Source organism: Streptomyces sp. NPDC041124 (genome assembly GCF_055592385.1).
Genome location: NZ_JBVIYR010000009.1, coordinates 23,563 through 48,799, shown reverse-complemented (window position 1 = coordinate 48,799; position 25,237 = coordinate 23,563). Strand labels below are relative to the sequence as shown.

Sequence of the window (25,237 nt, the reverse complement as noted above, 5' to 3'; positions counted from 1 at the left end):
CTTCTCCCTCTCCGCCTCCGCCTTGGCCTCGGCCTTCTCCTTCTCGCCCTGAGCCTTGGCTGCCGCCGCGTCGGCCTCCGCCTTCTTCTTCTCGGCGGCGGCCTCTTCCTTGGCGGAGATGTCGGCGAGGGAGCGGTCGTCCCTGTCGGTGATGCTGGAGTCGAACGCCTTCTCGGCTTCCTTGAACGCCTTGTTGATGGCCACGATGGCCTCGGCGCCCTTCGTGCTGAGCCAGTCCTGCACGGACTGCTCCCACCGCCGCACCGCCTCGTCGGCGATCGCCTTCCACGTGGTCATGTCGCTCGGCTTGCCGTACGACTTCTCCCCGATGACGATCTCGTTCCGGAAGCCGTCGGTCGACACCACGTAGTTGTTCCAGGTGGTGTACGGCCCGGAGCCACTGGACACCGTGTCGATGTCCGTCTTGTCGAACTGGGTGTCGAAGAGCTTCAGCCGGGCGTCCTGCAGCATGTCGTAGAGCCAGCGCTGCGGATTGCTCTCGGCCCTCCACGCCACCCACGCGTCGCGCAGATTCTGCGCCTGCTCGAGGACGACACCCTGGGCCGCGGCCAGCGCCCGGGCCGGCTCGGACCTCACCGTCACCGTGTCGATGGTGACCGCGGAGCCCTCACTGCCCTTGCCGTCGAGCTGGTCGGCGTAGCCTTCGTAGTTCCGGGCCAGCTTGTGGATGAGCTCCTTGAAGATGGCGGCCGAGGTGCCGTCCCAGGCGTCGCTGCCCTCTCCGATGTTCTCGGTGTCCCAGGTGCCGATGGTGACCGCGCTGTCCTCGAAGAACTTGACGACCCGGTCGAACGCCTGGGCCGTCTTCGTGAAGCTGAGCAGGTCGACGTAGGTGTCGTCGCCCACCTTGATGCCGCGGTTCTCGAAGCCGTGGGTGGAGTAGGGCCACATCGTCAGCTGATCGAGGGCGGCCTTGGAGCCGTAGACGTACTGGACCAGGGCGCTGGTGTCCCAGTCGAGCTTCTCGCCCTCGCTGTTCGAGCCGCCCTTGTCCATCAGGACCTTGCTCGTCTTCTCGAACTTCGCGATCACGTCCTCCCCGCTCGGGGGCGCGGCCGAGGGCGTGGCGAGAAAGGTGATGTACACGCGGTACTGGTAGAGGTAGCTGCCTTCGGAGACGTCCGTGCCGTTACCGGCCGGCTGGTAGTACGGGATGGTGTAGTTGGTGTTGTGCGTACCCCAACCGCCCGAGGACAGAAAACCCGATGAATATCCCGGACCGCCCTCGTCCTCCACCCGGACGTGGATCATCGGGATGTCGTCGTTGCCCTTGAGGGTGTCGAACAACGTCTTCCGCTCCGGCAGAACGTAGCCGGTGAGCAGGTCGACTGCTTTCTTCCAGTAGTCGTCGTTGTTGTCCTCGGGGTTGGCCATCGCCGAACTCCGCTACTCTTCCTCTTCGCCGCCACCCGGATTGTCGAGATCACTGTCGACATCTTCGAAGATGTCCATGAACTCGTCCGCGGTGATGTTCTCGAGATTCTTGCCCTGGGCCTTGGCCAGCTCGTCGATCGTGTCCCACAGCGCCTGTTCGAGGTCCTCGAAGAGAACCGTCTGGTCCTCCAGGATGCGCTCGACCTCGCCCGCGCCCTGCCGGATGACCTTGTTCAGGGCTCCCCCGCCGACCACGCTGTTCTCGTCGGCCATGGGGCCGATGACGAGCGGCTTCGAGGACAGGATCGTCGTGGTCGAGATGCTGTCCGCGATGAACGAGATCGCCGGTCCGGCGGTCGGGCTGTCCTTGAGGATGTTCTCCAGGGACGTCCGGAAGCCGTCGATCTGGTGGTTGATGAAATTCTTCAGGAACGTGCTGTCGAGGACCGTGACGGCCATGTGATCACCCTTGCGTCACCGGCCGGCGTCAGCGGCTGCCGATTCTGATGTCGCCCCACCGCTGGGAGAGGTTCTGCTCCGTGTAGCGGTAGTTGGAGGAGATCTCGGTGAGCAGACCGGAGTGGTTGGCGAGCAGCGTCTTGATGTTCTCGACAGCGTTGTCCCATTTCGCCTGGACCTCGCTGTAGACGTCCCTGTCGTCACCGATCCAGCTGTTGCGGAGTTCGGCCAGCTCCATTTCCAGGTTGGCCAGGATGCTCATGATCGCCTGGGACTGGCCGACCATGTCGTCCGCAGCGCCTTCGGCATGGTTGTAGTCGACGTAGATGTAGCCGTCGGAGAAGTCCATCGGAGTCCTCGATTCACCGGGAGAGCGACGAAAGGGGAGGGGAGTCGGTGGCAGGCGGGTGCACCGGGGATCAGTTCGACGACGTGTTGGTGCCGTTGAGCTCGTCGAACACCTGCGTGGAACGCGAGTACTCCGCGTCGATCGCGTCACTGGTGGATCCCTGCACCAGCCCGTGCTCCCGGAGCGTGCCGTTGAGCTCGTCGACCATCCGGTCCAGGTTGATCAGGATGGTGTCGACGTGCTCGTCCCACTGCTCCAGCAGCTTCTTGTACTTTCCGCCGTCCACGCCCCCGTAATTCGAGGCGAGCGTGTGCGATGTCGACTGGACGTCCTGCTGACAGCGCTGAACACCGGTGAAGGCCTGTTCCAGCGCCATGATCCCATTACGGGTGGCGCGTTCCTCGGACTGCTGCATGGCCATGTGGAAACTCCTTTTCGGCGGAACTCACCGGGCGGCGGTCCCATGTCACCCCGCGGGCAGACAGGGTGTTCCCGCGGGCGCAACCGAATCGCGGGGCGATGGGACGGCCCGATGCTATGCAGCCCTCAACTTGTTTGGCAATTGCCACCGGAACCGCGAAGTCCACTACCCGCGGGCTCAGTTGAGCGGAAACCCGGAATTCGCTCCGCTCAGGTGAGCGACGCGGTGAATACGGCCGGACAGAACGGACGTCGGAGACGCGGTGAGAGACGTCGCCGCATTCCCCGATGGACGTGAGGTGACCGTGGGGCGCCGAGAATTTCCCTGCCGGCCGCCGCCCGGTCACCCTGCGCCCGCCCGCTACGGCCCGGGGCACCGCAGCGTCACCCGGGCCCGCCCCTCCGACGCCGCCTCGGGCGTCAGGTCCGGACCGCTGGGCAGCATCGCCAGCATCGGGGCCGGCATCGCGCGCGCCGCGGCGCCCTCGTAGCCCAGCGCCTTCACCGCCTCCTGGGACAGCAGCCGGTACTTCACCCCCTCGTCCGTCACCAGGTACGTGGTGTCGCCCAGCGCGCTGCCGCTCGCGCTCGACGCCCGCACCAGCGCGCCCTTTCCGGCCCGGACGGCGATGGAGTCGACCTTCAGGCAGCCCGGTTCCGTCTCGGGCGCCGGCGGCTGCACGGCGCGGGGCAGGGCGTCCGAAGGGAGCACCGACGTGCCCACGCGCACACCGGAGTCCGTGGAGTCGACCTCCGCGCAGGCCACGGAGCCGGCGGCGACGGTGACCGCTTTCGGCGGCCGTGCGGGGAGCCCCGCCGTCCCCGGGTTCTCCGTGCCGGGCGCGAGGTGCCCGGCCAGGGTGTCCGCGCCGAGCGTGCCGACGGTCGCCGGGCCCCCGCCGTACGCCTTCTCCCGTGTGCGCGGGTCGCCCAGCAGGAGGGCCGTCCCGGTGTCGGTGAGCGGCACCAGACCCGCCCGGGTGAGCAGGTGGTGGCGGGCGTCGGAGCCGGGGACGTCGACCTGGAAGAGCTGCCCGATCCTGGTGCTCCGCCCGGCCAGTTCGGGTCCCTTCCCGCCCCGGCCGGGCACGTCGGCGGGGGCGAGGTCGGGGCCGAGCGGGAAGGCGTCGAGGAACGCCGCGGAGACGGGACGCGGGGTGACGTCGCCGTAGCCGAGGGCCGCGGCCGCCTTCGCCCGCGCGTCCAGGCGCAGCCGGCTGCCCTGCCACAGCAGGTACGTGGCGTCGTCCGGTCCGGCGACCAGCACGCCCTCGTCCTCGCCCAGGCGCCTGCCGCCGGGCACGTCCTGCGGGGCGTCGGCGCCGAGGGCGAGCGTCGTGGTCGCCGTGACGACGCCCGTCGTGCGCGGCGTGACGTCCGAGCACACCAGCCACGGCGTGCGGTCCAGGTCGCCCGTGCCCGGCAGCGCCTCGGGCGCGTCCGGGATACCGACCGGCGTGCCGTGCGGGGTGCCGGCCAGGGAGGACGTGCCCACCGTGGTGACACCGATGTCCCCGCCGCTGACCAGCCGGACCGAGGCGTAGTTGCGCACCGGACGCAGCCGCCCGTCCAGGTACAGGTAGCGCGCACCGGTCTGCTTGTCGACGACCAGGTTCTCCCCCGACCGCCAGGAGTCGTTGCCCCCGGGCCGGAGCAGCCCGAAGACGAACGCCCCGGCGCACACCAGCACGGCGATGATCACGCCGATCGCGGCGCCGCGGTTGGTCCGGCCCAGGGGGCTCTCCGGGGCGTCCGGCTCGGCGCGCAGCATGGCCGAGGCCAGCCGCCCCATGATGAACAGATGCGCCTGTACCTGGTCGCGTTTGCTGTGCATGTCGCCGTTCTCCCGGGTCAGCCGTTGATGCCGCGGAGCCAGCCGTAGACGCCCATCGACCAGAGCGTCAGCGGCAGGATGCTCAGGGCGGCGAGCGAGTGCAGCAGTTCGGCCGCGCGCCCCCAGTACGGGACGAGCCGCCGCCCGGGCACGGTCCACGAGGCGATGGTGATCGCGGCGGCCAGCCCCATCAGACCGGCCGTCAGGGTCAGCCGGTCCACCGGGGCGAGGGAGCGCGCGGAGACGGACAGCAGCAGGACCACGCCCCAGGCCCCGGCGATGGTCAGGGCCAGCCGCTGCCACACGTTGCCCAGGCCCCTGCTGTGCAGCAGCAGCAGGAGGGAGAGGGCGACGACGGTGAGGATCTCCGCGAGTTGCGGGTCGGCCAGGAGGGCCGCCTGGCAGGGCAGGCACACCAGGCCGATGGCGCCGTAGAGGGCGGTCATCCAGCCGTCCGCCAGCGCCGACCGCGCGTCGACGTCGGAGGAGGAGTAGGGGTCGATGCCCTGCTGGAGCTGCTGGACGTTGGTCGGCAGGGGCGGCATCCGCATGCCGGCCAGACGGAACGACAGGGACGGCACGAACCCGCCGAAGAGCACCACCACGACGGCCACCACACCGGCCGCCTGCTGCGGGGCCAGGTCCAGGGTGATCAGGGCGGCGCCGAGCGCGCCCGCCGCCGCGACCGAGGCCGCGCCGATGAAAAGCGCCGGGTACACGCCGACCGCCGCCAGGGCGAGCACCGCGCCCGCGCCGCCGGCCGCGGACGCCGCCAGCAGCCGGGCGCCGAGGACCGCCTCGCCGTCGGCGCCGCCCAGGTCGCCGCCGGGCAGCAGCCAGCCCGCCAGCGCGAAGTAGGGGGCCGCCATCAGGCCGAGCACCGCACCGGCCCCGGCGTCCCCGACGGCGCGGGAGGCGGCGCCCGCCCCGGCGATCAGCAGCAGCCCGGCGGCCGCGGCGGCGACCGCCCGTATCCAGCCCGCCGTCCCCGGCGCGGCCAGCAGCACGAGGCCCAGGGCGAGGGTGGCAGCGGCCAGTCCGCGCAGCAGGCGCCGGCCCGCCTCCGCGCTCCAGCCGTGCGGTCTGCGGTTCATGCCGTCGGAGATGCCGTCGACCAGGTCGTCGATGTGCACCGCGGGCAACTCCTCCGTGCGCGGGCGGAGATGAAGCTCCTCTCCGTCCCGCAGACCGAGGGAGTCCAGGGTACTCTCGGGGTCGAGCGGTGGACCGCCGAGGCGTTGGAGCACCCAACCCCCGTGCTCCAGGCCGGATTCCTCCAGGTCGTCCCCTCCGTACGCGATCACTGTGGGCAGCAGATCGGCGACGGGGACGTCGGAGGGCACGGCCAGGTCGACGGTCCTGGCCGGGGCACGTACGGTGACGCGGCACAGACTTGCCGTCTGCATCTCAGTCATGGGTTCGGGGTTCACACTCTCTGGCGGGCCACGGAATGCGCGGTGGCTGGAAGGTGACAGTGGCACACCGGCCGGTCGCCGAACGCGACGGAAAAGTCGGACGGGGCATGCGCCGACGAGTTTGACCGGACGCCGGGCTTTTCGCAACACCACGCGGTGAGTTCAGCTTCACGGAACCCCGTGGACATTTTCCCGCCGCCGTCGCGCGGCATTCTGACCCTTTACGAGTGACCCGCGACGTTCCCGCGGGGTTTCCCTGCAATTCCTTCCGAAATCATGGAGGAGGACGTTCGTTGAGCGTGATCCTGTTCCGCCGGCCGGCCCGCCGCAAAGGGCCGGAAATGCCGTCGGGGGAACTGAGTCTTCAGGAGCCTCCGACACTTCCGGAAGTCGTGCCGGACAGTTCCGCGGTGTGGACGTATCTGCCGATGGCGCTGATGTCGGTCTCCATGATGCTGATGTTCATGCGGCCGGGGATGAGCCGGGACAGCGGCGGGTTCATCTACATCGCGCTCGGGGTGATGGTGATCGCGTCGGCGGGGATGATGCTGGGGCAGGTCATGCGCCGCAACGGGGAGCGCAAGCAGCGGCTGAAGGGCGAGCGCCGCGACTACCTGCGCTATCTGGCGCAGACCCGGCGTGTGGTGCGGGCGTCCGTCGTGGAGCAGCAGCGCGCCCTCGCCTGGCGCCATCCGGAACCGGAGGCGCTGTCGTCGCTGGTGCGCAGCACCCGGCTGTGGGAACGGCGGGCGTCGGACGAGGACTTCGCCGAGGTGCGCATGGGCGTGGGCGACCAGCGGCTCGCCCTGCGGCTGACGCCGCTGTCGACCAAGCCCGTCGAGGATCTGGAACCGCTGTCGGCGCACGCGCTGCGCAGCTTCACCCGGGCCTACTCCACCGTCCGGGACCAGCCCATCGCCATCTACCTGCGGGCCTGGTCGAAGGTGCTGTTCCGCGGCGACGAGGAGCGCGTACGCGCCCAGGCGCGCGCCCTGATCGCACAGTTGGCGGTGTTCCACTCCCCCGACGACCTGTGGATCGCGCTGTGCGTCTCGGACGAGCGGCGTGCGGAGTGGGAGTGGGCGAAGTGGCTGCCGCACGGTCTGCACCGGCACGAGGAGGACGGCGCCGGACCGGCCCGCATGATCGCCTCGGCCTTCACCGAGCTGGAGAACCTGCTCGGCGCGGAATTCCTGGAGCGGCCGGGCGCCGACCCCGACGCGGTCCCGGGGCGTGAGGAGCCGTACACGGTCGTCGTGATCGACGGCTGCACGGTGCCTGCGGGGCACCGTTTCGACGGGCCCGGCTTCCGCAACGCGGTGGTGCTCGACCTCACCGGCGCGCTCGCCTGGAAGCCCGGCCGGACCACGCTGCGCCTGGAGGTGGACGAGGGCGGGGTCGCGCTGGTGCGCACCGACCGCGACCGCAAGGAGCAGTCGACGGTGCTCGGCCGGCCCGACCGGCTGGGCACGGTGGGCGCGCTGGCACTCGCCCGGCTGCTGGCGCCGTACCGGATGAGCGTCGGCGGCGACGACTCCAAGCCGCTCGCCGACGACGTCGAGCTGACGTCGCTGCTGAACATCCCCGACCTGCACCGGCACGACCCGGCCACGCTGTGGGAGCGCTCCACGGGCAGCGCGCGCCTGCGGGTGCCGATCGCGGTGAGCGGTGAGGGCAGGCCCGTCGAGCTGGACATCAAGGAGTCCGCACAGGGCGGTACCGGACCGCACGGCATGCTCATCGGCGCCACCGGCTCCGGCAAGAGCGAGCTGCTGCGCACGCTGGTGCTGGGGCTGGCGCTGACCAACTCCTCCGAGACGCTGAACTTCGTCCTCGTCGACTTCAAGGGCGGCGCCACCTTCCTGGGCCTCGACGAGCTCCCGCACACCTCCGCGGTCATCACCAACCTCGCCGACGAGGTGGCGCTGGTCGCCCGGATGCAGGACGCCCTGCACGGGGAGCTGATCCGGCGGCAGGAACTGCTGCGCGCCGCCGGGAACTACACCTCCGCGCTGGAGTACGAGAAGGCGCGGCAGTCCGGGACGCCGTTGCAGCCACTGCCGAGCCTGTTCGTGGTGGTCGACGAGTTCAGCGAACTGCTCGCCTCGCACCGCGACTTCATGGAGCTGTTCGTGATGATCGGCCGGCTCGGGCGCAGTCTCGGGGTGCATCTGCTGCTGGCCTCTCAGCGGCTGGACGAGGGCCGCATGCACCAGCTGGAGAGCCACCTGTCCTACCGGATCGGTCTGCGGACGTTCTCCGCGATGGAGAGCCGGGGCGTGCTCGGGGTGCCGGACGCCTACGAGCTGCCCGCGCAGCCGGGCGCCGGATTCCTCAAGAGCGGTGTCGACGCGCTCACCCGGTTCCGGGCCGCGTACGTCTCGGGGCCGTACCAGCGGCGCCGGGCCGTGGCACGGGCGCAGGTGGCGCGGCAGGTGGTGCCGTGGACGGCGGAGTGGGTGGTGCCGCGCGCGCCCGCGGACCCGGACCCTGCGGGCGGACCCGACGAGCCGGAGACGGACCCGGGGGCGGACGGCGAGGGGGACGGCGGCGGCGAGACGCTGCTGTCGGTGGCCCTGGACCGGCTGCGCGGTGCGGGGCCGCCCGCCCACCAGGTGTGGCTGCCGCCGCTGGAGCGGCCGGCCACCCTGGACCAGATCCTGCCCCCGCTGGCACCCGACCCCCGGTACGGCCTGACCACGGCGGACTGGCCGCTGCGGGGGCGGCTCACCGTGCCGGTGGGCGTCGTGGACCGGCCCTTCGACCAGCTGCGCGACCTGCTGACCGTGGACCTGTCGGCGGCCGGCGGCCACGTGGCCATCGCCGGGGGCCCGCAGAGCGGAAAGAGCACGCTGCTGCGGACGCTCATCACGGCGCTGGCACTCACCCACACCCCGCGCGAAGTGCAGTTCTACTGCCTGGACTTCGGCGGCGGCACGCTGGCCTCGCTGGACGAGCTGCCCCATGTGAGCGGGGTCGCGGCCCGCGTGGACACCGAGCGGGTGGGCCGTACGATCGCGGAGGTCACCACGCTGCTCGCCCGGCGGGAGCGGTTCTTCCTGGAGCACGGCATCGACTCCATGGCGACGTACCGCAAGCGGCGCGCGGCGGGCGAGTTCCCCGACGAGCCGCACGGCGACGTCTTCCTGGCCATCGACGGCTGGGCCACCGTGCGCCAGGACTTCGACCGGCACATCCCCACCTTCAACGCGCTGGCCGCCCGCGGGCTCAACTACGGCGTCCACCTGATCGTCACCACCGCCCGCTGGGTGGAGCTGTCGTCCTCGGTGCGCGACCAGACGGGGACCCGGCTGGAACTGCGGATGGGTGATCCGATGGACTCCCAGATCGACTCCCGCAAGGCGGCGACGATCCCGCGCAGCGCGGGGCGGGGGCTGACCCCGGACAAGCTGCACTACCTGTCGGCGCTGCCGCGCGTCGACGGGGTCGAGGACGCCGACGACCTCGCGGACGGGGTGGCGGGACTGGTCGCCGCGATCGCCGAGAACTGGACGGGGCCGACCGCGCCGCGGGTGCGGATGCTGCCCGCGAAACTGCCCGCCGAGGAGCTGCCCCAGGCGGAGGGCGAGCACGGGCTGCGGATCGCGATCGGCCTGGACGAGAACGAACTCGCGCCCGTGTGGCACGACTTCACCGAGAACCCGCACCTGATCGTGGTGGGCGACACGGAGAGCGGCAAGACGAACCTGCTGAAGCTGGTCGCGCGGGGCATCACCGAGCGGTACACGCCCGCCGAGGCGCGGATCATGACGGTGGACTACCGGCGGGAACTGGTGGAGAGCGTTCCCGAGGCCTACCGGCTGGGGCACGCCGTGTCGCTGGACATGCTGCGGGACCTGGTGGACGGGGCGGCGCGGGCGGTCAAGCAGCGGGTTCCGGGAGAGGACATCGCTCCCTCGCGGATGCGGCTGTGCGACTGGTGGCAGGGGCCGCGGCTGTTCATCCTGGTCGACGACTACGACATGGTCGGCGGCGGGCCGATGACGCAGCCGTTCGCTCCGCTCCTCGACCATCTGGCGCTGGGACACGAGGTGGGGCTGCACCTGGTGGTGGCCCGGTCGTCGGCGGGCGCCGGGCGAGGGCTCAACGAGGCGTTGCTGCGGCGGCTGCAGGAGGTGAACACGCCGGGGCTGCTGATGTCGTGCCCGCCGAGCGAGGGATACCTCTTCGGGAGCGTGAAGGGGCGGGAGCTCGTGCCGGGGCGGGCGGTGCGGATCGCCCGGCGCAAGACCCTGCAGGTCCAGACGGGGCTTGTGGAGGGCGCGTGGTGAGGTGTCCGTGTCCGCACCGGGTTCCCGCACCACCGCCGCGATCCGCGGGCAGTCGTGCCGCGGGGCGGCACGGGTGGGCGCGACGGCACCCGGCAGGCGCCGGGTTGCGCAGTCACCCCCCGGCCCACCGCTACGCCGTACGTCCCGGACACCCCGGGCCGGGCGAGTGGGGGCCGGCCCGGGTGGACGCGGTGACGATCTCCTCAGGAGGGTGTCGGGGGGCGCCAGTTGCGGGTGCGGCCTCGGGGGACGACGGCGGCGAGGGCCGCGAGGAGGAGGACCGTGGCCAGGCCGGCGGCCGCGATCGTCAGGGCGCGGTTGCGGGGGCTGGGGTCGGCGGGGGGCGGCATCCGTGCGGCGGCGGGGGCCTGCGCCCGGGGCCTCGTGTCGTCCCGGATCAGCGACAGGGCCGCGTACGGGTCCAGGCGCGGGGTGTCCGACGGATAGGCGGTGTCGAGGAGGCGGCGGGTGACCTCGGCCGCGGTGAGGCCGGGGTGGTAGGCGCGGACGAGGGCGGCGGTGCCCGCGACGCCCGCCGCGGCCAGCGAGGCACCGGAGCCGATGTAGTGGCCGGCGCCCCGGGGGCCGACGCTGACCATCTCGCTGCCCGGCGCGGACAGGTCGGGCTCGTGGGCGGGCGGCGCGTTGTCCTGCCGTACGCCGCCGGGACCGAAGTCGACGACGGCGAGCACGCCGGGCGCGGCGGCCGGCCAGTACGGACCGTCCGGCACCTCACCCCCGGGCCCGAGCTCCTCGCGGGGCACGGCGTCCGGCGCGGCCGGGGCGACGACCAGCGCGTCGCGCCGGGTGGCGTGGGCGACGGCCGCGGTGAGTTCGGCCCTGCCGGTCCGCAGGGCCTGCCCGACGTAGATGACCTGCGCCCCGCGGTCCGCCGCCGTGCGGATGCCGGCGGCCACGCGTGCCACGGAGGGCACCCCGCGGTCGTCGGTGCCCGGCAGGGCGAGGATCTCCGCCCGCGGGGCGACCCCCGTGATGCCGCTGCCCTTCTCCGGTGCGGCGGCGATCAGGCCGGCGGCGAACGTGCCGTGGCCCACGCAGTCCTCGTCCGCCCCGCCCTCGGCCTCCACCCTGCCGGACAGGCTGGGGACGCCGGAGGCGACACCGGTGTCGACCACGGCGACGGTCACCCCGCCGCCCCGGGAGATCCGCTGGGCCCGGGAGAGTCCGAGCGCCGTCTGCGACCAGGCGGCCCCGGTGGCGGTCCGTCCCGAGGCCCCGGTGCACGGATTGTCCTCGCCGAGCCGGACCGGCAGCGGCGGCAGCAGCGTGGCGCCCGGGGCGTCGGCGGCCCGCGGGGCGGCGAGGGCCGGCCCCGAGGTGACCGACAGGAGCACGGCGACCGCCGGCACGAAGCCCGCGCTCCGGCGTCTCATCACATTCCACATGAACCGCATGATAAGCACACGAAATGTACGGCGCACCAACGCCAACGGCACAGCAGCACAAGGAGGTTCGAGGCGTGGCACGTCACATACTCACCGTCGGCCCGGAACGGTCGGACGGCTTCCGGACGATCGGTGAGGCACTGGAGCAGGCACGCACCGGGGCCGTGATCCGGGTCCGTCCCGGCCGCTACGCCGAGAACCTCGTCATCCGGCACCGGGTGACGATCGTCGGCGAGGGCGAGCCCGGCACCGTCGAGCTCTGCCCGCGGGACGGCACCGCCGTGACCCTCATGGCCGACGCCGTGATGCTCGGCTCGCTGACGCTGCGGGGCCGCGACAAGGAGGCCGCGGTCGTCGACGTACCGGCCGGTCAGGCCGCCCTCGACGGCTGCACCGTGACGGGGTCCGGATGGACGGCGCTGCTGGTGCGCGGCAAGGGCTCGCTGGCCGCCCGCGGCTGCCGCGTCAGCAACCCGGGCGGCGCCGGCCTCGTCGACTCCTCGGAGTCCGAAAGCGTCGTCGAGGACTGCGTGTTCGAGAACTTCGGCACCTCGGCCGTGGTCATCGGCGAGACTGCCGGGCCCCTGGTCCGCGACTGCCGCATCCGGGGCGCGCGGGCCAACGGCGTCCTGGCGAACGGCGAGGCCCGGGGCACCGTGCAGGGCTGCGACATCTCCGGCACGGACAAGCCCGCCATCGCCCTGGAGGGCCACAGCTCCACCCGCGTGGTCGGGTGCAGCGTCCACCACACCTCGGTGGGCCTGCTGGTCACCAGCATGTCCCGCCCGGAGATCGTTCAGACGTCGTTCGAGTCCATCGCGCAGAGCGGCGTGGTCGTCTCCGCCGGAGCGGATCCGCACCTGAGCGGGTGCGTCACGCGGCGCACCAAGAAGAGCGGACTGCTCGTCCTTGACCGCTCGCGCGGCACGCTGGAGGGCTGCTCGTTCCACGGCTCGGCCGAGGCCGCCGTGCGCGTCGTGGAGGGCAGTGCCCCGCTGCTGCGGGACACCGTGGTGAGCGACTGCGCCGACACGGCCGGGGCGGTGCAGCTCTGGGACGACTCAACGGCCGAGTTCGAGCGCCTGGAGGTGCTGGACGCGGCCGGCGTCGGCATCTCGGTGCGCTCCGCCGCCGACCCGCTGCTGCGCCACGCCCGGGTCGTCGGCGCCGGCGGTCACGGCATCGAGTTCACCGACGACGGCCGCGGCCGCCTGGAGCACTGCGCGATCGAGTCCGCGGGGGGCTGTGCGCTGAGCATCGACGACGACGCCGACCCCGCGATCAGCGACACCGTGCTGAGTTCGGCCGCCCGCTCGGGCGTCCTCGTCGGCGAACGCGGCCGGGGCACCCTGCGCGACTGCGAGATCGCTGACAGCGCGGACGCCGGGGTCGGGGTGCGGGACGGTGCGGAGATCACCCTGGAACGGGTGCGGGTGCACGGCTCTAGGGCCCACGGCGTCCAGGTGTCACGGGGTGGCAGGGCCGTGCTCGACGCCTGCGAGGTCTCCGGCAGCACCGGCGACGGCGTGCGCGTCGACAGTGCCGAGCCGGTCGGCCTCACCCGGTGCGTCGTGCGCGACAACCGCGGTGCGGGACTGCGCCAGAGCCGCGCGGGCGAACGGCTCACGGTCGAGCTGCTGACCAGCGCGGACAACGGCCTGCCGGACAGCTGGGGCGACTCGGCCGCACCGGCCGGCGAGGACGGCGCCCCGGGCGGGCCCGGCACCGAGCCGGAACCGCAGGGCCCACTGGCCGAACTGGAGGCGCTCGTCGGCCTGGAGAACGTCAAGCACCAGGTGAGCACGCTGGTCAATCTGAACCAGCTCGCGGAGCGCCGGCGCAGGCTCGGCATGCCGGTCCCGTCGATGAGCCGGCACCTGATCTTCGCGGGGCCGCCCGGCACCGGCAAGACCACCGTCGCCCGCCTCTACGGCAGCATCCTCGCCGACCTGGGCGTGCTCAGGAGCGGACACCTGGTCGAGGTCGCCCGCGCCGACCTGGTCGCCCAGGTCATCGGCGGGACGGCCATCAAGACCACCGAGGCGTTCACCAGCGCCCTCGGCGGGGTGCTCTTCATCGACGAGGCCTACACCCTCACCGTCGAGGGGACGTCCAACGACTTCGGCCGCGAGGCCGTCGACACCCTGCTGAAGCTCATGGAGGACCACCGCGACGACGTGGTCGTGGTGGCGGCCGGGTACTCCGAGCAGATGGAGTCGTTCCTGACCGCCAACCCCGGCCTCGCCTCCCGGTTCACCCGCACGATCGAGTTCGGCAACTACGCGGTGGAGGAGCTGGTGACGATCACCGAGAGTCTCTGCCACCGGCACCAGTTCGAGCTCGGGCCCCTGACCCGGGAGGCCCTCGCCGTCCGCTTCGAGCGGATGACGCGCGACGCGACCTTCGGCAACGGCCGTGCGGCCCGGGGCGTGTTCGAGGACATGGTGGACCGGCAGGCGTTCCGTCTCGCGGCCATGACCGACCCGGCGGAGAACGACCTGACGCTGCTCCTGCCGCAGGACGTCGGCGACGCGGAGGCGGCGGCCGTCGGCGGCGGCGGCACGGCCCAGGACGCCGGCGACGCGTCCGACCCGATGGCCGAACTCACCGCCATGGTGGGGCTCGCCGCCGTGAAGCGGGAGGTCGCCGACCTCGTCAGTCTGCTCACCAACGCCCGGCAGCGGGTCGCCGCGGGGCTGCCCGCCCCCCGCATCAGCAACCACCTGGTCTTCAGCGGTCCGCCCGGCACCGGCAAGACGACCGTCGCCCGCCTCTACGCCAGACTCCTGCACTCACTGGGAGTGCTCCCCCGCGACTCGGTGGTGGAGGTGGCGCGGGCTGACCTGGTGGGCCAGTACGTCGGCCACACCGCCCAGCGCACCAAGGACGTCTTCACCAGCGCGCTGGGCGGGGTGCTGTTCATCGACGAGGCCTACACCCTCACCCCCGAGGGCTCCTCCAACGACTTCGGCCGCGAGGCCGTCGACACCCTGCTGAAGCTCATGGAGGACCACCGCGACGAGATCGTGGTCGTCGTCGCCGGGTACACCGGGGAGATGGAGCGCTTCCTCGCCTCCAATCCCGGACTGACCTCCCGCTTCTCCAAGTTCGTGACCTTCGAGGACTACAGCACGGACGAACTGGTCACCATCGTGTCCCGGCACGCCGAGGCCTCCGGGTACGAGTGCGCCGAGGCGACCGTCGAGGCGCTGCGCGCGCATGTGGACGGCATCCCGCGCGACCGGTCCTTCGGCAACGCGCGGCTCGCCCGGCAGCTGCTGGAGTCGATGATGACGAGCCAGGCCCGCCGGCTGGGCGGGCTGCAGTCGCCCAGCCTCACCGACCTGACGACCCTGCTGCCGGAGGACCTGCCCGTCCGGCAGGCCCTGGGGCAGCGGGCCGCCCGGTGACGACGGACGCCCGCCGGCCGGTGCCGGCGGGCGTCCGCTGCGCTGTCGCGCCCCTCAGAGGTTGAACTTGACGCTCTCCAGCCACACGTCCGGCTCCAGCGACCCGCCGAACCTCCAGCCCTGGGACGACTCGCACAGATAGGCGCCCCAGTCGTGCCCGCCGAGCTTGTGGTGGTGGCAGACGTTGCCGTCGTCGACGCCGATGGCGAAGCCGCTGAGGTGGGGCGCGTTCGGGGAGTCGCTGCCCAGCGTCAGGTCGGTCCCGTCGGCCGCGCCCGACCACGCGGTCGTCCATCCGTCCTTCTGGACGTACTCGTTGGCGTTCACCCTCTTGGCGCCGACCACCGCGATGTTGATGGCCGTGATCGGCAGCCCCTTGCCCGACATGGCCCCGTCGCACCTCGGGTTCGTCCAGCCGGCCCCCTTCCGGTGGACCCGGTAGCAGATGTGCCGGCCAGGGTTCGACGCGGCCAGCCGCTGGACGGCGTAGGCGGCGGTGTTCGGCGGGAGCACGGGAGCCTCGCGCTCCGCGACCCGGGTCTCCGCCTTCTCCGTGCTCTTCTTCGCCTTGGGCGACTCGCTGACCGGGGCCGTCGAACTGACCACCGGGGGCGCCTTCTCGACGACGTGTTTCGGCTCGGCGGACGGCTTCTTCGCGGAGGGCTCCGGCGTGGGCTCCGCCGGAGCGTAGTCGCCCTTCGGCACCTCCAGGGACTCCTCCTCCAGCAGCGTGTCGGACCCGGCGGCCACCGCCACGTCGTCCTTCTTCTGCCGCGAGTCGTCCGTGGCCCAGATCAGCAGCGGCACGGCGAGGAGGACGACGCCCGCGATGCCGGCCGCGGCGAGCAGGGGCTTCTTCGGCTTCCCCGACGGCGGTCCGTCCGCACCGGCGGCGGCGGTTCCACCGACCCCGGCGACCCCGCCGGCCGCGTCGGCCGCGTCGGCCGCGGTGTCCGGGGCGGCCCGGACGGCGGTGGCCGGCTCGGCGGCGCTCTCACTTTCCGCCTCCGGCCGCTGGGGAGCGGCGGACGCGCCGGGTGCGGCGGCCGCGGCAGGTGCGGCGGCCGTCACGTCCGGTCCACCGGCCGTACCGCCGGTGGTGGCGGGCCGCTCGGGGGCGGCCTCGCCCCCGGCGGCGTCCGGGGCCGGTCGTGCCGTCTCCGCTCCCTCGGCGCCGCCCTCGTCCGGCTCCGGTGCCGCCGTACGTCGCGCGGCCGGCGCCAGCATCGGGCCGGGGTCGGCCGCCGCCGGCCCGAGGGAGACGGCCCTGCGGACGGACGAACCGCCCGTGCCGTCGGGCCCGTCGGGGGGCGATTGATTACGACGTGCCATCGTTCTCCTTGAGATGTGGGGGTGATGGGTGGTGGTGCCTTCCCCGTCGCTCGCTATCCGTCCTGGCCCACGGGCCCGGAACAGCGTTCCGGCCACTGGGGACCGTCACCGACGCGGAAGCCCTTGGCCAGTGCCTCCTCGAGGTGGGTGAGGGCCTTGAGGTCCAGGCCGCTCAGTTCCTCCGACCCGTCCATGTAGGCGGTCGCGTTCCCGGGGAGTTCACGCAGCAGTACGACGGAGGGGCCCGCGGACGCGGTCCGCACCCCCAGCACCCGGAAGCCGGTCCCCGGCACGAAGACGATCTCCTCGTGCTCCTCCGTGGAGCCGTTCGGCCGGTCGAGCAGTTGCCGTACCTTGCGTCCGGTGACGGACCAGATCGCGTAGCGCACGGGGGACCCGGCGGGGAGCGCCGAGGCCGCGGCCAGGGCGCTGACCGGGGCGGCGTCCTGCAGCAGCGTGCCGGCCGCCGGTTCGGGGCCGTCGGCGTCCCCGCCGCGCAGGGCCACGCCCCGGTAGGAGGGCAGCCGGCGCAGGGCGGACGCCAGACAGCCGGCGTAGGGCAGCAGGCGTCCCTCGCCGGTGTGCAGGTCCCGGATCAGCTCGCGGTGGTGCAGCGGTCCCTCCGCCGCGGTGAGGTAGGCGTGGGCGGCGACGAGATCGGTCCGCGCCGCCTCCAGTTCGTGGCCGCGCAGGACGGGCATCCGCGTGAGCACCCGTGACACGGCGGCGGCGTGCCCCTCCCAGGCGCCGGCCGCGGCGTCCCGGAACGCGGCACGCTCGGCGGCCCCGCTGACGTGCCCGGGCACGAACGGAAGGGCGGCGCGGTCGGGGGCGGGCGCCCCACCGCCGGGCCCGCGCGGTCCCGTCCCCGCCCCGGCACGGCCACCGCCCGGTTCCGGGCCACTGCGCTCACTGGTGGTTCCGGGGCGCGGCCGGGCCGGGGAGGCGGACCGGGGTTCCGCGGCTCCCGGACCCGTACTGCCGTCCGGCGCCGCACCGGATCCGGAAGCCCTCCGCCCGCTCCCGACGCCGTCCCCGGCCTCCGGTGACGCGGCGGTCACCGCCCCCTCCGCGGACCGCCCCTGGGGACCGGACTCCGAGGACGCCGCGGTCACGGACGCCCCGGCCACCGCTCCCTCGGGTCCGGCGGCCCCGCCGGGCGGAAGGGGATCCGGCGACGGTACGACCCCTCCGGCACCGGCGACCGGCCTGCCGGGAGTGTCCGCGTCCACCCGGACGTCCGGGGACGCGACAGGCCCGGCGGCCGGAGGACCGTTCACTGCGGCGGCCCCGCCACCCTGCGGGGCGTCCGGGGACGGGGCAGGCGGCGGCACCGGCGCCCCGGACCCGGGAGCCTGTGGACCGGCGGCGGTCACACCGCCGGGGCGGGCCTGTCCGCCCCCGGGTCCGGTGGCCGACGGGCCCTTCCCCGCGGCACCTGGCCGCCGACGGACCGCTCCGGCGCCGGGTCCGGCGGCCGGGAGGGCGGAGGTCGTACCGTGCCCCTGAACCGCCTCACCGGGCGCCGAAGCCCCACCGGATCCGGTGTCCCGCGGGCCGACGGCAGCCCCGCCGGCCCCCCGGCCCACCCCGGCGCCCGACCCGTCCGCCGGCGAAGCAGCGGCCGCATCCACCCCACCGGGCTCGACAGCCCCCGGGCCACCGGCCCCCGCACCGGGTCCCCGGCCCACCCCGGCCCCGGACCCGGTGGCCGGCGAGGTGGCGGCCGCACCCACTCCACCGGCCGGCGAAACCTCACCTGTCCCACCGGTCGACGGGCCGACGGCAGTTCCCACCGCCCCCCGGTCCGCCCCGGCCCCGGACCCGGTGGCCGGCGAAGCAGCGGCCGCACCTGCCCCACGGGCCACCCCACCGGACGGCGACGACCCACCGGGCCCGACACCCCCCGGACCACCGGCACCCGCACCGGGCCCCCGGCCCGACGCACCGGGCGGCGCAGCACGGCCCGCGCCGGCGCCAGGCCCGGTGGCAGGCGGGGCGGCGGCCGTGCCGGGAGCGCGGGCCACGGTCGGCAGTGCTCGGCCGCCGGGCCCGTGGGCCGCCCGTCCGGACGGCGGGACGCGGCCGGGCTCCGCGGTCGTGCCCGGCCGGCCGGCGGCCGGGCCGGGGCGCGCGGCCCGGCCGGCGGTGACGTAGCGGATGCCCGGTATGCCGTGTTCGGCGGCCAGGCGGCGCAGGCCGCTGTCGCCCGCCAGGAGCCGGCCACGGACCAGCAGGGTGGTGCGCGAGCGGACGTCGGTGCCGAGGCCGCGCACGAGGAGGGACAGCGCGGGCAGCAGGGAGTCGTCCAACGGCTGCCCCGGCATGCCCAGTTCGATGGCGCACACCTCCGGATCGACGGCCGGTCCGAGCGGCCCCGGACGGGGGCCGTCCGGGGTCCACAGGGCGAGGCCGGCCCGGGTCACCGTCGCCTGCCAGCGGTCCGTCAGCCGTACGGTCCCCGGCTCGCCGCCGCCGAGGATCCAGTCGGGCGGGTGGAGCTCCGTCGGCCTGGGTACGGGAGCCCGCCCCGCGGAGTCGACCGGCCCGCAGACCACGGACGACACGAACGGCCGCCAGCTCGGCCTGCCGTCCAGTCCGACCAGCGTCGGCCGGGGAGGCGTTCCGGGGGGTGCGTGGTCGTCGAACAGCGGCAGGCCGGTGAGCACCTCCACCTCGGTGCCCAGCAGATCGGCGACCGACTGCCCGAGCCGCAGCAGGTCGCGCCGGCCGCCGGGCGCGAGCCGGGCGCGGGCGCGCTGCGCCTGCGGCAGTCCCGCGAGGACGGCGGCGACCTCGTCGGCGGCGACGTCCTCCGCCCGCGGGGCGCCGACCAGCACCGTCAGCCGCTCGACGTCGAGGGGCACGGAGAAGCACAGGTCGTCGGGGGCCGGTCCGGGCGCCTCGGCCGGGCGGATCACCACGCCCGCCGGGACACGGTCCACGACACAGCCGCCGGCCGTGCGCGCGGGCACCCCGTCCAGCGCCTCCTCCCAGACGGGCGCCGGGGCACGCCGGCCCGCCTTCCGGGGTTCGGCGCCGGGTGCGAACCGCCACCACGCGCATCCGGGGCGGGAGTCGCCGTGGACGAAGAGCGCTCCCCCGGGTGTGATCAGGACGGCCCCGTCGGGAGCCGTGACCTCCAGCCCCCAGGCGTCGGCGATCCTGCGCGCGACGCTGGGCCGGTCCGGCCGGTCGTCACCGGCGCCGGACATCACGAGCCGGACCCGCTCGGTGCCCCGTGCGCGGAGGGAGTCGAGCAGCGCTCCCAGCCGCGCCCAGTGGTCGGCGTCGGGTCCTGCGCCCCCGGCGGCCGAGCCCACGATCACCGTGACGACGTCCTCCTCCCGCCCGACGGCGCCCGCCACCTCGGCCACGACGTCCAGCGGGAACGAGTCGTCCTCGACCGAGCGCACCAGCAGCACGCCGTCGACGTCCTCGACCGGCGGGCCGCCGACACGCCGGTTCCCGGTGCCGCTCGCGCCGCCGGCCGGGCTCGCCGTGCCGTGGCGGCCCGTACCGGAGCCGGACCTGCGTCCCCGGCCCGGTATCACGGACGACCAGCGGCTCACGCGTCCGTCCCCCGCACCGGGTGGACGGCCTCGGTCAGCAGCCGCGCGGTACGGCCCGGGGGCTCGGCGGCGGAGGGCCGCGCCCCCGCGCCCGCACCGCCTTCGACCGCGTCGCGCACGGCGCCGGGGTCCAGCAGCATGCTCACCGCGGCCGAGGGGTTCAGGTACAGCACGTGTCCTTCGGGGACGCGTCTCACGAGGTCGTCCGCGCCGACGAGTTCGAACGCGAAACGCCCCGCGGTGTGCAGGTACACCGACGAGGTGAACACCGGCACGACCGGCGTCCCGTCCGGGGCGGCCGCGCTCAGCGGGCCGCCGCCCGGCGCGGTCAGCACGGCCACCTCCCGTCCCGCCAGCGCCGCCGGGACCGCCTCGCCGGGCCCGTATCCGGTCGACGCGAGCTGGACGGCGCGGTCCACCTCGTCCTCCGGTTCGGGCCAGCCGAGCGCACGCGGCGACGGCCGGTAGGCGGGGTTGTCCTCCCACTCGGCGATCTCGCCGTCGGGGCCCGACCGCCACCGGCCGGTCATCGCCCAGTCCGGGGGTTTTCCCGGTCCTGACCACATCGGGTCGACCACCCCGAGCCAGTGGTCGGGGGCGAGGCGTCCCGCCTCGCGGATGTCGTCCGGAACGGGCGGAAGCGCCTCGTCCTGCCGGTTCATCGGTGTCCTCGTTCGGTGCGTGGGGACGGCGGCGCCGCGGTCCGCGTGGTGTCTGCCGGGTCGTCGTGCCGCAGGAGACGGCGCACGGTCGCGGCGTCGGTGACGACCGCCGTGAGCAGTCCGGAGCGCAGGGCGGCACGGACCGCCCCGGTGCCGCGTCCGGCGTCCGTGACGCCGATCCGTTCCGGGACGCCGCGGAGCCGGTCGGCGCCGACGGCGATGCTGCGGGTGTCGAGGGTGGTGGGCAGCGTCCGGCCGTCGGCGTCCAGGAGCAGGCCGGCCACGTCGGCGCGGGCACCGGCCTCGCGGAGCGCCTCCCGCTCCCGCTCGGGCAGGGCGTCGTACACCGGGGAGTGGGGCGCGTCCCAGGCGCGGACGCCGACGACGGCCTTGGTGACCAGGCCGAAGCGGTCCAGCGTCTCGGCGGTGGCGGGCTGGCTGCGCAGGACGGCGGCCGTCGCCGCGTCGGGCAGCAGGAAGGGGGTGTGGAGCGGGAACGCCCTGCCGCCGCCCGCCTCGGCCGTGCGGCGGACCGCCGCGATCGCGGTGTCGTGGGCGAGGTCCCGTCCGTGGACCCCGGTCAGCTGGACCACGTCGCACGGCGGGAGCCGGGTGACGGCCTCGCTGAGCGCGTCCGCCGCGTGGCTGCCGTCCAGGCCGATGACGTCGCCCTCCTCGGCGATGTCGGAGAGCAGCCGGGCCGCCGCCGTGGCGAGCCAGCGGACGCCCCGGCCGCGGTCCGCCGTGGGCGGCGTGCCGCCTTCGCTGCGGGCCAGGTCGACGACGATGCCGTGCCGGAGTCCGTACCGCTCGGCGAGCGCCCTCCCGAGCGGTACGTCGATCTCGGCCGGGACGGTGATGTCGATCCGCACGATGTCGTGGGCCACGGCCGCGTCGAGGAGGCGGGCCACTTTGAAGCGGCTGATGCCGAACTCGTCGGCGATCTCCACCTTCGACCGGTTCTCCAGGTAGAAGCGCCGGGCTACGGCGGCGGCGAGGAGCGTGTCGATCGGCGCGGGTAACGCCATCAGCTCGGCCGGTTCGGCCATGTCGTCTCTCCGCGCTCTCACGTGTTCGCCAACTACCGCCACTTCTACGGCTAGTTCATCTGTGCGAAGTGAGCGGAACATGACGGGCAGGCGACGCGGGAGTGACACAAGGGGCCTCAGTGGCGTCCGGGAACGAACTTTCCGGACACCGCCCCTGAACGACGCCTGGTCAGCCCCGGAACTCCGGCTTGCGTTCGGGGGACGCCTCGGCCAGGGCCCTGGTGACCGCCTCGGTGCCCGCGCGCAGGCCGTAGACGGGGGTGTCGGGCTGCTGGCGCCAGGAGTCGTCGATGCCGCCCGCGTCCACCGTGTCGAAGCCGAGCTCGTCGATCAGCGCCCGGACCGTCCGCTTGGCCGCCTCGTCGTCACCGGCGACGGGGAGGGCCATCCGGCCGGGGTCGCCGGCGGGGCGGTGGCGGTCCAGGATGTCCTGGGCGTAGGTGCCGTTGAAGGCCTTGATCACGGCGTGGCCGATCTGGCGTTCGGTCCAGCGGCTCTCGGTGAGGCCGTCGTCCTCGATGCCGGCGATCCGGCCGTCGCGCTGCCGCGGGTAGTAGTTGCCGGTGTCGATGACCGCCACGCCCTCCGCGGCCCCGTCGAGCAGGCCGGACGGCAGGTCCGGGACGGCCTTGAGGGGAACGGTGACGACGACGACCTCCGCGCCGCGCGCCGCTTCCTCGGCCCGTACCGGCGTCGCGCCCGTCTCCTCGGCCAGCTCCTTCAGCGTCTCGGGGCCGCGGGAATTGGCGACGGAGACGTCGTGGCCGAGGGCCGTGAGCCGCCGCGTGAGGTTCCCGCCGATGTTGCCCGCGCCGATGATGCCGATCTTCATGTCGCTCGCCTCGCCCTTCCGGGGGTCGATGTCCGCTTCGGTTCCCTGCGGGAACCGCGTGACCGGCACCAACCACCCGGACGGGCGGGCTATTCCGGACCTACTTGTTCAAGTGGGCCCAGAACTCGTCGAAGGACAGGACCTTGTCACCGTTCAGGTCGCGGGACTTGATCAGGGCCTCCGCGACCGTCTCGGTGACGTTCCAGTCCCCGCCCTGGGCCAGGGCGGTCTTGAACTCGGCAGCGGTGATGAATCCGTCCCCGTCCGTGTCCATCCGATCGAACTGCTTGCGCGCTTCCTCGATGTCCGCCACCGGTCCGCCCCTCGTCTCGTGCTGTGTCTCGTACGGTGTCGTCTTGTTGACGCGGGTCAGATTATCCGGCGGTCCGGAACGGCGGTGCGGCGCCCACCTGATGGGGGGTCCGGTGCCGGCGCCGATCGTCCGGGGAAGTCCGGGCCTTCCGGTGAGTGGAGACGCGAGGAGCACGAGGGTGGCGGACGGGCTGAGGAAGATTCTCGACGGGGCGGCGCGGGGCGTCTTCCCGGCGGCGGACGGGGGGACGACGGTGGTGGCGCAGCCGTCCGCCCGGGACGCGGGGGTGCTGGCGTTCACCGGACATTCCGTGGTGTTCACCGACGAGGACCCCGCGTGGGTGCGGCGGACGCTCGCCGAGGCCGACTGCGACGCCCTGTCCGCCACCCTGAACGTGCGTTTCCTGTCCGCCTTCCTGGAGCGCACGGGGCGGCGGACGGACACCATCGACGTGATGACGGTGGCGCAGCCGCTGCCGGGCGGTCCGCCGCCGGGCCTGGCGGCAATCGGCGACCCGGGCCATCCCCGCGTCGCGGCTGCCCTGGCCCGGCGGGACGAGGTGCGGGTGTGGACGGCGGACGGGGGTGTGCTGGTCCTGGGCCGGGGGATCGCCGGGCGGCTGGAGGTCGCGGTGGAGGTGGCGGAGGAGGCACGGCACCGGGGCCTGGGCCGGCGGCTGGCGCTCGCGGCGCGGCGGCTGGCCGGGGGTGAGCCGGTGTGGGCGCAGATCTCGCCGGGCAACGCGCGCAGCTTGCGGGCGTTCCAGGCGGCGGGGTACCGGCCGGTGGGTTCGGAGGCGTTGTTCCTCCCGGGCCGGTGAACGGCCGGGGCGGGCGGGCTCTCAGCGGTCCGTGACACGCATCTCGAACCAGGTGGTCTTGCCGCGGGGCAGCAGGTCGACGCCCCAGCGGTCGGCGAGCTCGTCGACGAGGAAGAGACCGCGGCCGCTGACGTCCAGTTCCTGGACCGGCATGAGACAGGGCAGGCCGCGGGACGGGTCGCGGACCTCGACGCGGATCCAGCCGCGCCAGTGGCGCATGCGGAGGCCGAAGACGCGGGCTCCGGTGTGGCGTACGGCGTTGCCGACCAGTTCGGAGACGAGCAGGACGGCGTCCTCGGTGGTCTTCGCGGTGAGGCACCACTGGCGCAGGGCGACGACCTGGACGAGCCGGCGGGCGGTGGCGGCGGACTCGGGGCGGGAGGGTAACGGAACTTCCGCCTCCGTGGGGTTGCCGTACAGCTCCAGGGCCCTGACCGCGTGTTCGTCCTCGACCGTCGGCGACCACCGCGACGCGGTCGCACGTCCGTCTCCCCGCGGCTGTTCGCTGCTCTCCAGCCCCGCCATGCCCCCATGATGGCCGTCCGCCGGGGCCCGGGGGGTCGTTCCGGGGGAACGCGCGACCGGCGGACCCCCGCCGGACACCGGGCCTCCGGCATGTGCCACCGGCACTTCGGAATTCCCGAAAGCCCGTTCTGCCTGTGGAAACGGCTCGCTCTCAGGCAATCGACGGGCTCCCTCGACACGGCGGTTCAAGGCTGCCCCAAGGCTCCCACAATCCGCCCCATCGAGGGACCCGGATCAGACATCGCGTCAATTGCAAGACCCCGGAGGGGTTCTTCAGCGGGTCGTCACAGGAACTTCGCCTTACCGGGGCCCTCCTCGACGAAGCTGCGCATCCCGCGCTCGCGGTCCTCGGTGGCGAACAGGCCCGCGAACCAGTTGCGTTCGACGGCGAGACCGGTCTCGATGTCGGTCTCCAGACCGGTGTCGACGGACTCCTTGGCCGCCCGCAGCGCGATCGCCGGGCCCTGGGCCAGCTTCGCCGCCCAGGCGTGCGCCTGCGTGTAGACCTCGTCGGCGGGGACGACGCGGTCGACCAGGCCGAGCGTCAGCGCCTCGCCGGCCCGGACCTGCCGGCCGGTGAAGATGAGGTCCTTAGCCCTGGAGGGGCCGATCAGCCGGGACAGCCGCTGGGTGCCGCCGGCGCCCGGGATGAGGCCGAGCAGGATCTCCGGCTGGCCCAGCTTGGCGTTCTCCCCGGCGATGCGGTAGTCGGCGCAGAGGGCGAGTTCACAGCCCCCGCCGAGCGCGTAACCGGTGACGGCCGCCACGACCGGCTTGGGGATGCGGGCGACGGCGGTGAAGGAGTCCTGGAGCGCGCGGGCCCGCTGGACCATGGCCGCGTGGTCCATGGCCTGCATCTCCTTGATGTCCGCGCCCGCCGCGAACACCTTCTCGCCGCCGTAGATCACCACGGCGCGCACGTCGTCGCGCCGGGTGGCCTCCTCGGCGAGCTCCTTCAACCGGTCCTGCGTGGCGACGTCCAGCGCGTTCATGGGCGGGCGGTCCAGCCGCAGCGTGCCGACGCCTTCGGAGACTTCGAGATGTACGGTCATGCTCCGCAGGTTAGCGGGCGTTCACACGCCGGGACACCGCAGGTGCGCCGCCCGCCGGGTGGGCCCCCGCGCCCCTCGAGGGGCGCGGGGACGCGGCCGG

Annotated in this window: 18 protein-coding genes; 3 read left to right on the top strand and 15 right to left on the bottom strand. The window is 73.8% G+C overall.

All coding sequences use genetic code 11. From position 1 onward, the window contains the following. The 6 genes from ACZ6A9_RS23970 to eccD all read right to left on the bottom strand — a co-directional run. A partial coding sequence (locus ACZ6A9_RS23970) for an AAWKG family protein (protein ID WP_468988759.1) occupies positions 1-1,395 on the bottom strand: 1,395 nt, incomplete at its 3' end. A 12-nt stretch (positions 1,396-1,407) separates the two neighbouring features. Then, positions 1,408-1,854 carry a type VII secretion system-associated protein gene (locus ACZ6A9_RS23965; RefSeq protein ID WP_468988757.1) on the bottom strand — a complete coding sequence of 149 codons (447 nt, stop codon included), beginning with the start codon at positions 1,852-1,854 and terminating at the stop codon, positions 1,408-1,410. Positions 1,855-1,882: 28 nt separating this feature from the next. Beyond that, a complete protein-coding gene (locus ACZ6A9_RS23960; RefSeq protein ID WP_228971183.1) occupies positions 1,883-2,203 on the bottom strand; it encodes a WXG100 family type VII secretion target in 321 nt (106 codons plus the stop codon). Between the two features lie 70 nt (positions 2,204-2,273). After that, entirely contained in the window at positions 2,274-2,624 is a 351-nt protein-coding gene (locus tag ACZ6A9_RS23955) for a hypothetical protein (protein WP_159535891.1), read from the bottom strand. 360 nt (positions 2,625-2,984) lie between these two features. After that, positions 2,985-4,457: a type VII secretion protein EccB gene (gene eccB / locus ACZ6A9_RS23950; RefSeq protein WP_468988755.1), complete on the bottom strand. Its 1,473-nt coding sequence runs from the start codon at positions 4,455-4,457 to the stop codon at positions 2,985-2,987. A 17-nt stretch (positions 4,458-4,474) separates the two neighbouring features. Next, the gene (eccD, locus tag ACZ6A9_RS23945; RefSeq protein WP_468988753.1) at positions 4,475-5,872 is read right to left on the bottom strand and encodes a type VII secretion integral membrane protein EccD; all 1,398 of its coding nucleotides are present in this window, start codon (positions 5,870-5,872) and stop codon (positions 4,475-4,477) included. Positions 5,873-6,213: 341 nt separating this feature from the next. Between eccD and eccCa the strand changes: the two genes are divergently transcribed. Next, on the top strand, positions 6,214-10,164 hold the full coding sequence (gene eccCa, locus ACZ6A9_RS23940) for a type VII secretion protein EccCa (RefSeq protein ID WP_468989293.1): 3,951 nt from the start codon (positions 6,214-6,216) through the stop codon (positions 10,162-10,164). Between the two features lie 203 nt (positions 10,165-10,367). Here the strand turns inward: eccCa and ACZ6A9_RS23935 are convergent, their stop codons facing one another. Further along, on the bottom strand, positions 10,368-11,570 hold the full coding sequence (locus ACZ6A9_RS23935; RefSeq protein WP_468988751.1) for a S8 family serine peptidase: 1,203 nt from the start codon (positions 11,568-11,570) through the stop codon (positions 10,368-10,370). A gap of 74 nt (positions 11,571-11,644) precedes the next feature. Between ACZ6A9_RS23935 and ACZ6A9_RS23930 the strand changes: the two genes are divergently transcribed. Continuing rightward, on the top strand, positions 11,645-14,980 hold the full coding sequence (locus ACZ6A9_RS23930) for a right-handed parallel beta-helix repeat-containing protein (RefSeq protein ID WP_468988748.1): 3,336 nt from the start codon (positions 11,645-11,647) through the stop codon (positions 14,978-14,980). A 54-nt stretch (positions 14,981-15,034) separates the two neighbouring features. On the opposite strand, the gene ACZ6A9_RS23925 is transcribed toward ACZ6A9_RS23930, so the two are convergent. The 6 genes from ACZ6A9_RS23925 to ACZ6A9_RS23900 form a co-directional block, all read right to left on the bottom strand. Next, positions 15,035-16,312 (bottom strand): hypothetical protein, encoded by a 1,278-nt coding sequence (locus ACZ6A9_RS23925; RefSeq protein WP_468988746.1) that lies wholly within the window; start codon positions 16,310-16,312, stop codon positions 15,035-15,037. A 53-nt stretch (positions 16,313-16,365) separates the two neighbouring features. Further along, the gene (locus ACZ6A9_RS23920) at positions 16,366-19,884 is read right to left on the bottom strand and encodes a hypothetical protein (RefSeq protein WP_468988744.1); all 3,519 of its coding nucleotides are present in this window, start codon (positions 19,882-19,884) and stop codon (positions 16,366-16,368) included. Further along, positions 19,881-20,546: a type VII secretion system-associated protein gene (locus ACZ6A9_RS23915; protein ID WP_468988742.1), complete on the bottom strand. Its 666-nt coding sequence runs from the start codon at positions 20,544-20,546 to the stop codon at positions 19,881-19,883. The genes ACZ6A9_RS23920 and ACZ6A9_RS23915 overlap by 4 nt, the downstream gene beginning before the upstream one ends. Then, positions 20,543-21,595: a sugar-binding transcriptional regulator gene (locus ACZ6A9_RS23910; RefSeq protein ID WP_468988736.1), complete on the bottom strand. Its 1,053-nt coding sequence runs from the start codon at positions 21,593-21,595 to the stop codon at positions 20,543-20,545. Before ACZ6A9_RS23910 ends, ACZ6A9_RS23915 begins: the two co-directional genes overlap by 4 nt. Before the next feature lie 169 nt (positions 21,596-21,764). After that, complete coding sequence (locus tag ACZ6A9_RS23905) at positions 21,765-22,457, bottom strand: NADPH-dependent F420 reductase (protein ID WP_468989290.1); 693 nt, start codon at positions 22,455-22,457, stop codon at positions 21,765-21,767. A 70-nt stretch (positions 22,458-22,527) separates the two neighbouring features. Beyond that, complete coding sequence (locus ACZ6A9_RS23900; protein WP_468988732.1) at positions 22,528-22,740, bottom strand: EF-hand domain-containing protein; 213 nt, start codon at positions 22,738-22,740, stop codon at positions 22,528-22,530. A gap of 178 nt (positions 22,741-22,918) precedes the next feature. Here ACZ6A9_RS23900 and ACZ6A9_RS23895 point away from each other — a divergent pair, with 178 nt between their 5' ends. Continuing rightward, positions 22,919-23,560: a GNAT family N-acetyltransferase gene (locus ACZ6A9_RS23895; RefSeq protein ID WP_468988730.1), complete on the top strand. Its 642-nt coding sequence runs from the start codon at positions 22,919-22,921 to the stop codon at positions 23,558-23,560. Between the two features lie 21 nt (positions 23,561-23,581). Here ACZ6A9_RS23895 and ACZ6A9_RS23890 read toward each other — a convergent pair whose 3' ends face one another. Together ACZ6A9_RS23890 and ACZ6A9_RS23885 are read right to left on the bottom strand one after the other, a co-directional pair. Beyond that, entirely contained in the window at positions 23,582-24,190 is a 609-nt protein-coding gene (locus ACZ6A9_RS23890) for an ATP-binding protein (protein WP_468988729.1), read from the bottom strand. 179 nt (positions 24,191-24,369) lie between these two features. Then, positions 24,370-25,137, bottom strand: coding sequence for an enoyl-CoA hydratase/isomerase family protein (locus ACZ6A9_RS23885; RefSeq protein WP_468988727.1), 768 nt, complete (start codon positions 25,135-25,137; stop codon positions 24,370-24,372). Between the last annotated feature and the right edge of the window lie 100 nt (positions 25,138-25,237).

Coding starts and splice junctions, on each gene's coding strand:
- ACZ6A9_RS23935 (WP_468988751.1), bottom strand. CDS start 11,570: ATGTGGAATGTGATGAGACGCCGGAGCGCGGGCTTCGTGCCGGCGGTC.
- ACZ6A9_RS23960 (WP_228971183.1), bottom strand. CDS start 2,203: ATGGACTTCTCCGACGGCTACATCTACGTCGACTACAACCATGCCGAA.
- eccB (WP_468988755.1), bottom strand. CDS start 4,457: ATGCACAGCAAACGCGACCAGGTACAGGCGCATCTGTTCATCATGGGG.
- ACZ6A9_RS23915 (WP_468988742.1), bottom strand. CDS start 20,546: ATGAACCGGCAGGACGAGGCGCTTCCGCCCGTTCCGGACGACATCCGC.
- ACZ6A9_RS23885 (WP_468988727.1), bottom strand. CDS start 25,137: ATGACCGTACATCTCGAAGTCTCCGAAGGCGTCGGCACGCTGCGGCTG.
- eccD (WP_468988753.1), bottom strand. CDS start 5,872: ATGACTGAGATGCAGACGGCAAGTCTGTGCCGCGTCACCGTACGTGCC.
- ACZ6A9_RS23910 (WP_468988736.1), bottom strand. CDS start 21,595: ATGGCCGAACCGGCCGAGCTGATGGCGTTACCCGCGCCGATCGACACG.
- ACZ6A9_RS23955 (WP_159535891.1), bottom strand. CDS start 2,624: ATGGCCATGCAGCAGTCCGAGGAACGCGCCACCCGTAATGGGATCATG.
- ACZ6A9_RS23965 (WP_468988757.1), bottom strand. CDS start 1,854: ATGGCCGTCACGGTCCTCGACAGCACGTTCCTGAAGAATTTCATCAAC.
- ACZ6A9_RS23925 (WP_468988746.1), bottom strand. CDS start 16,312: ATGGCACGTCGTAATCAATCGCCCCCCGACGGGCCCGACGGCACGGGC.
- eccCa (WP_468989293.1), top strand. CDS start 6,214: ATGCCGTCGGGGGAACTGAGTCTTCAGGAGCCTCCGACACTTCCGGAA.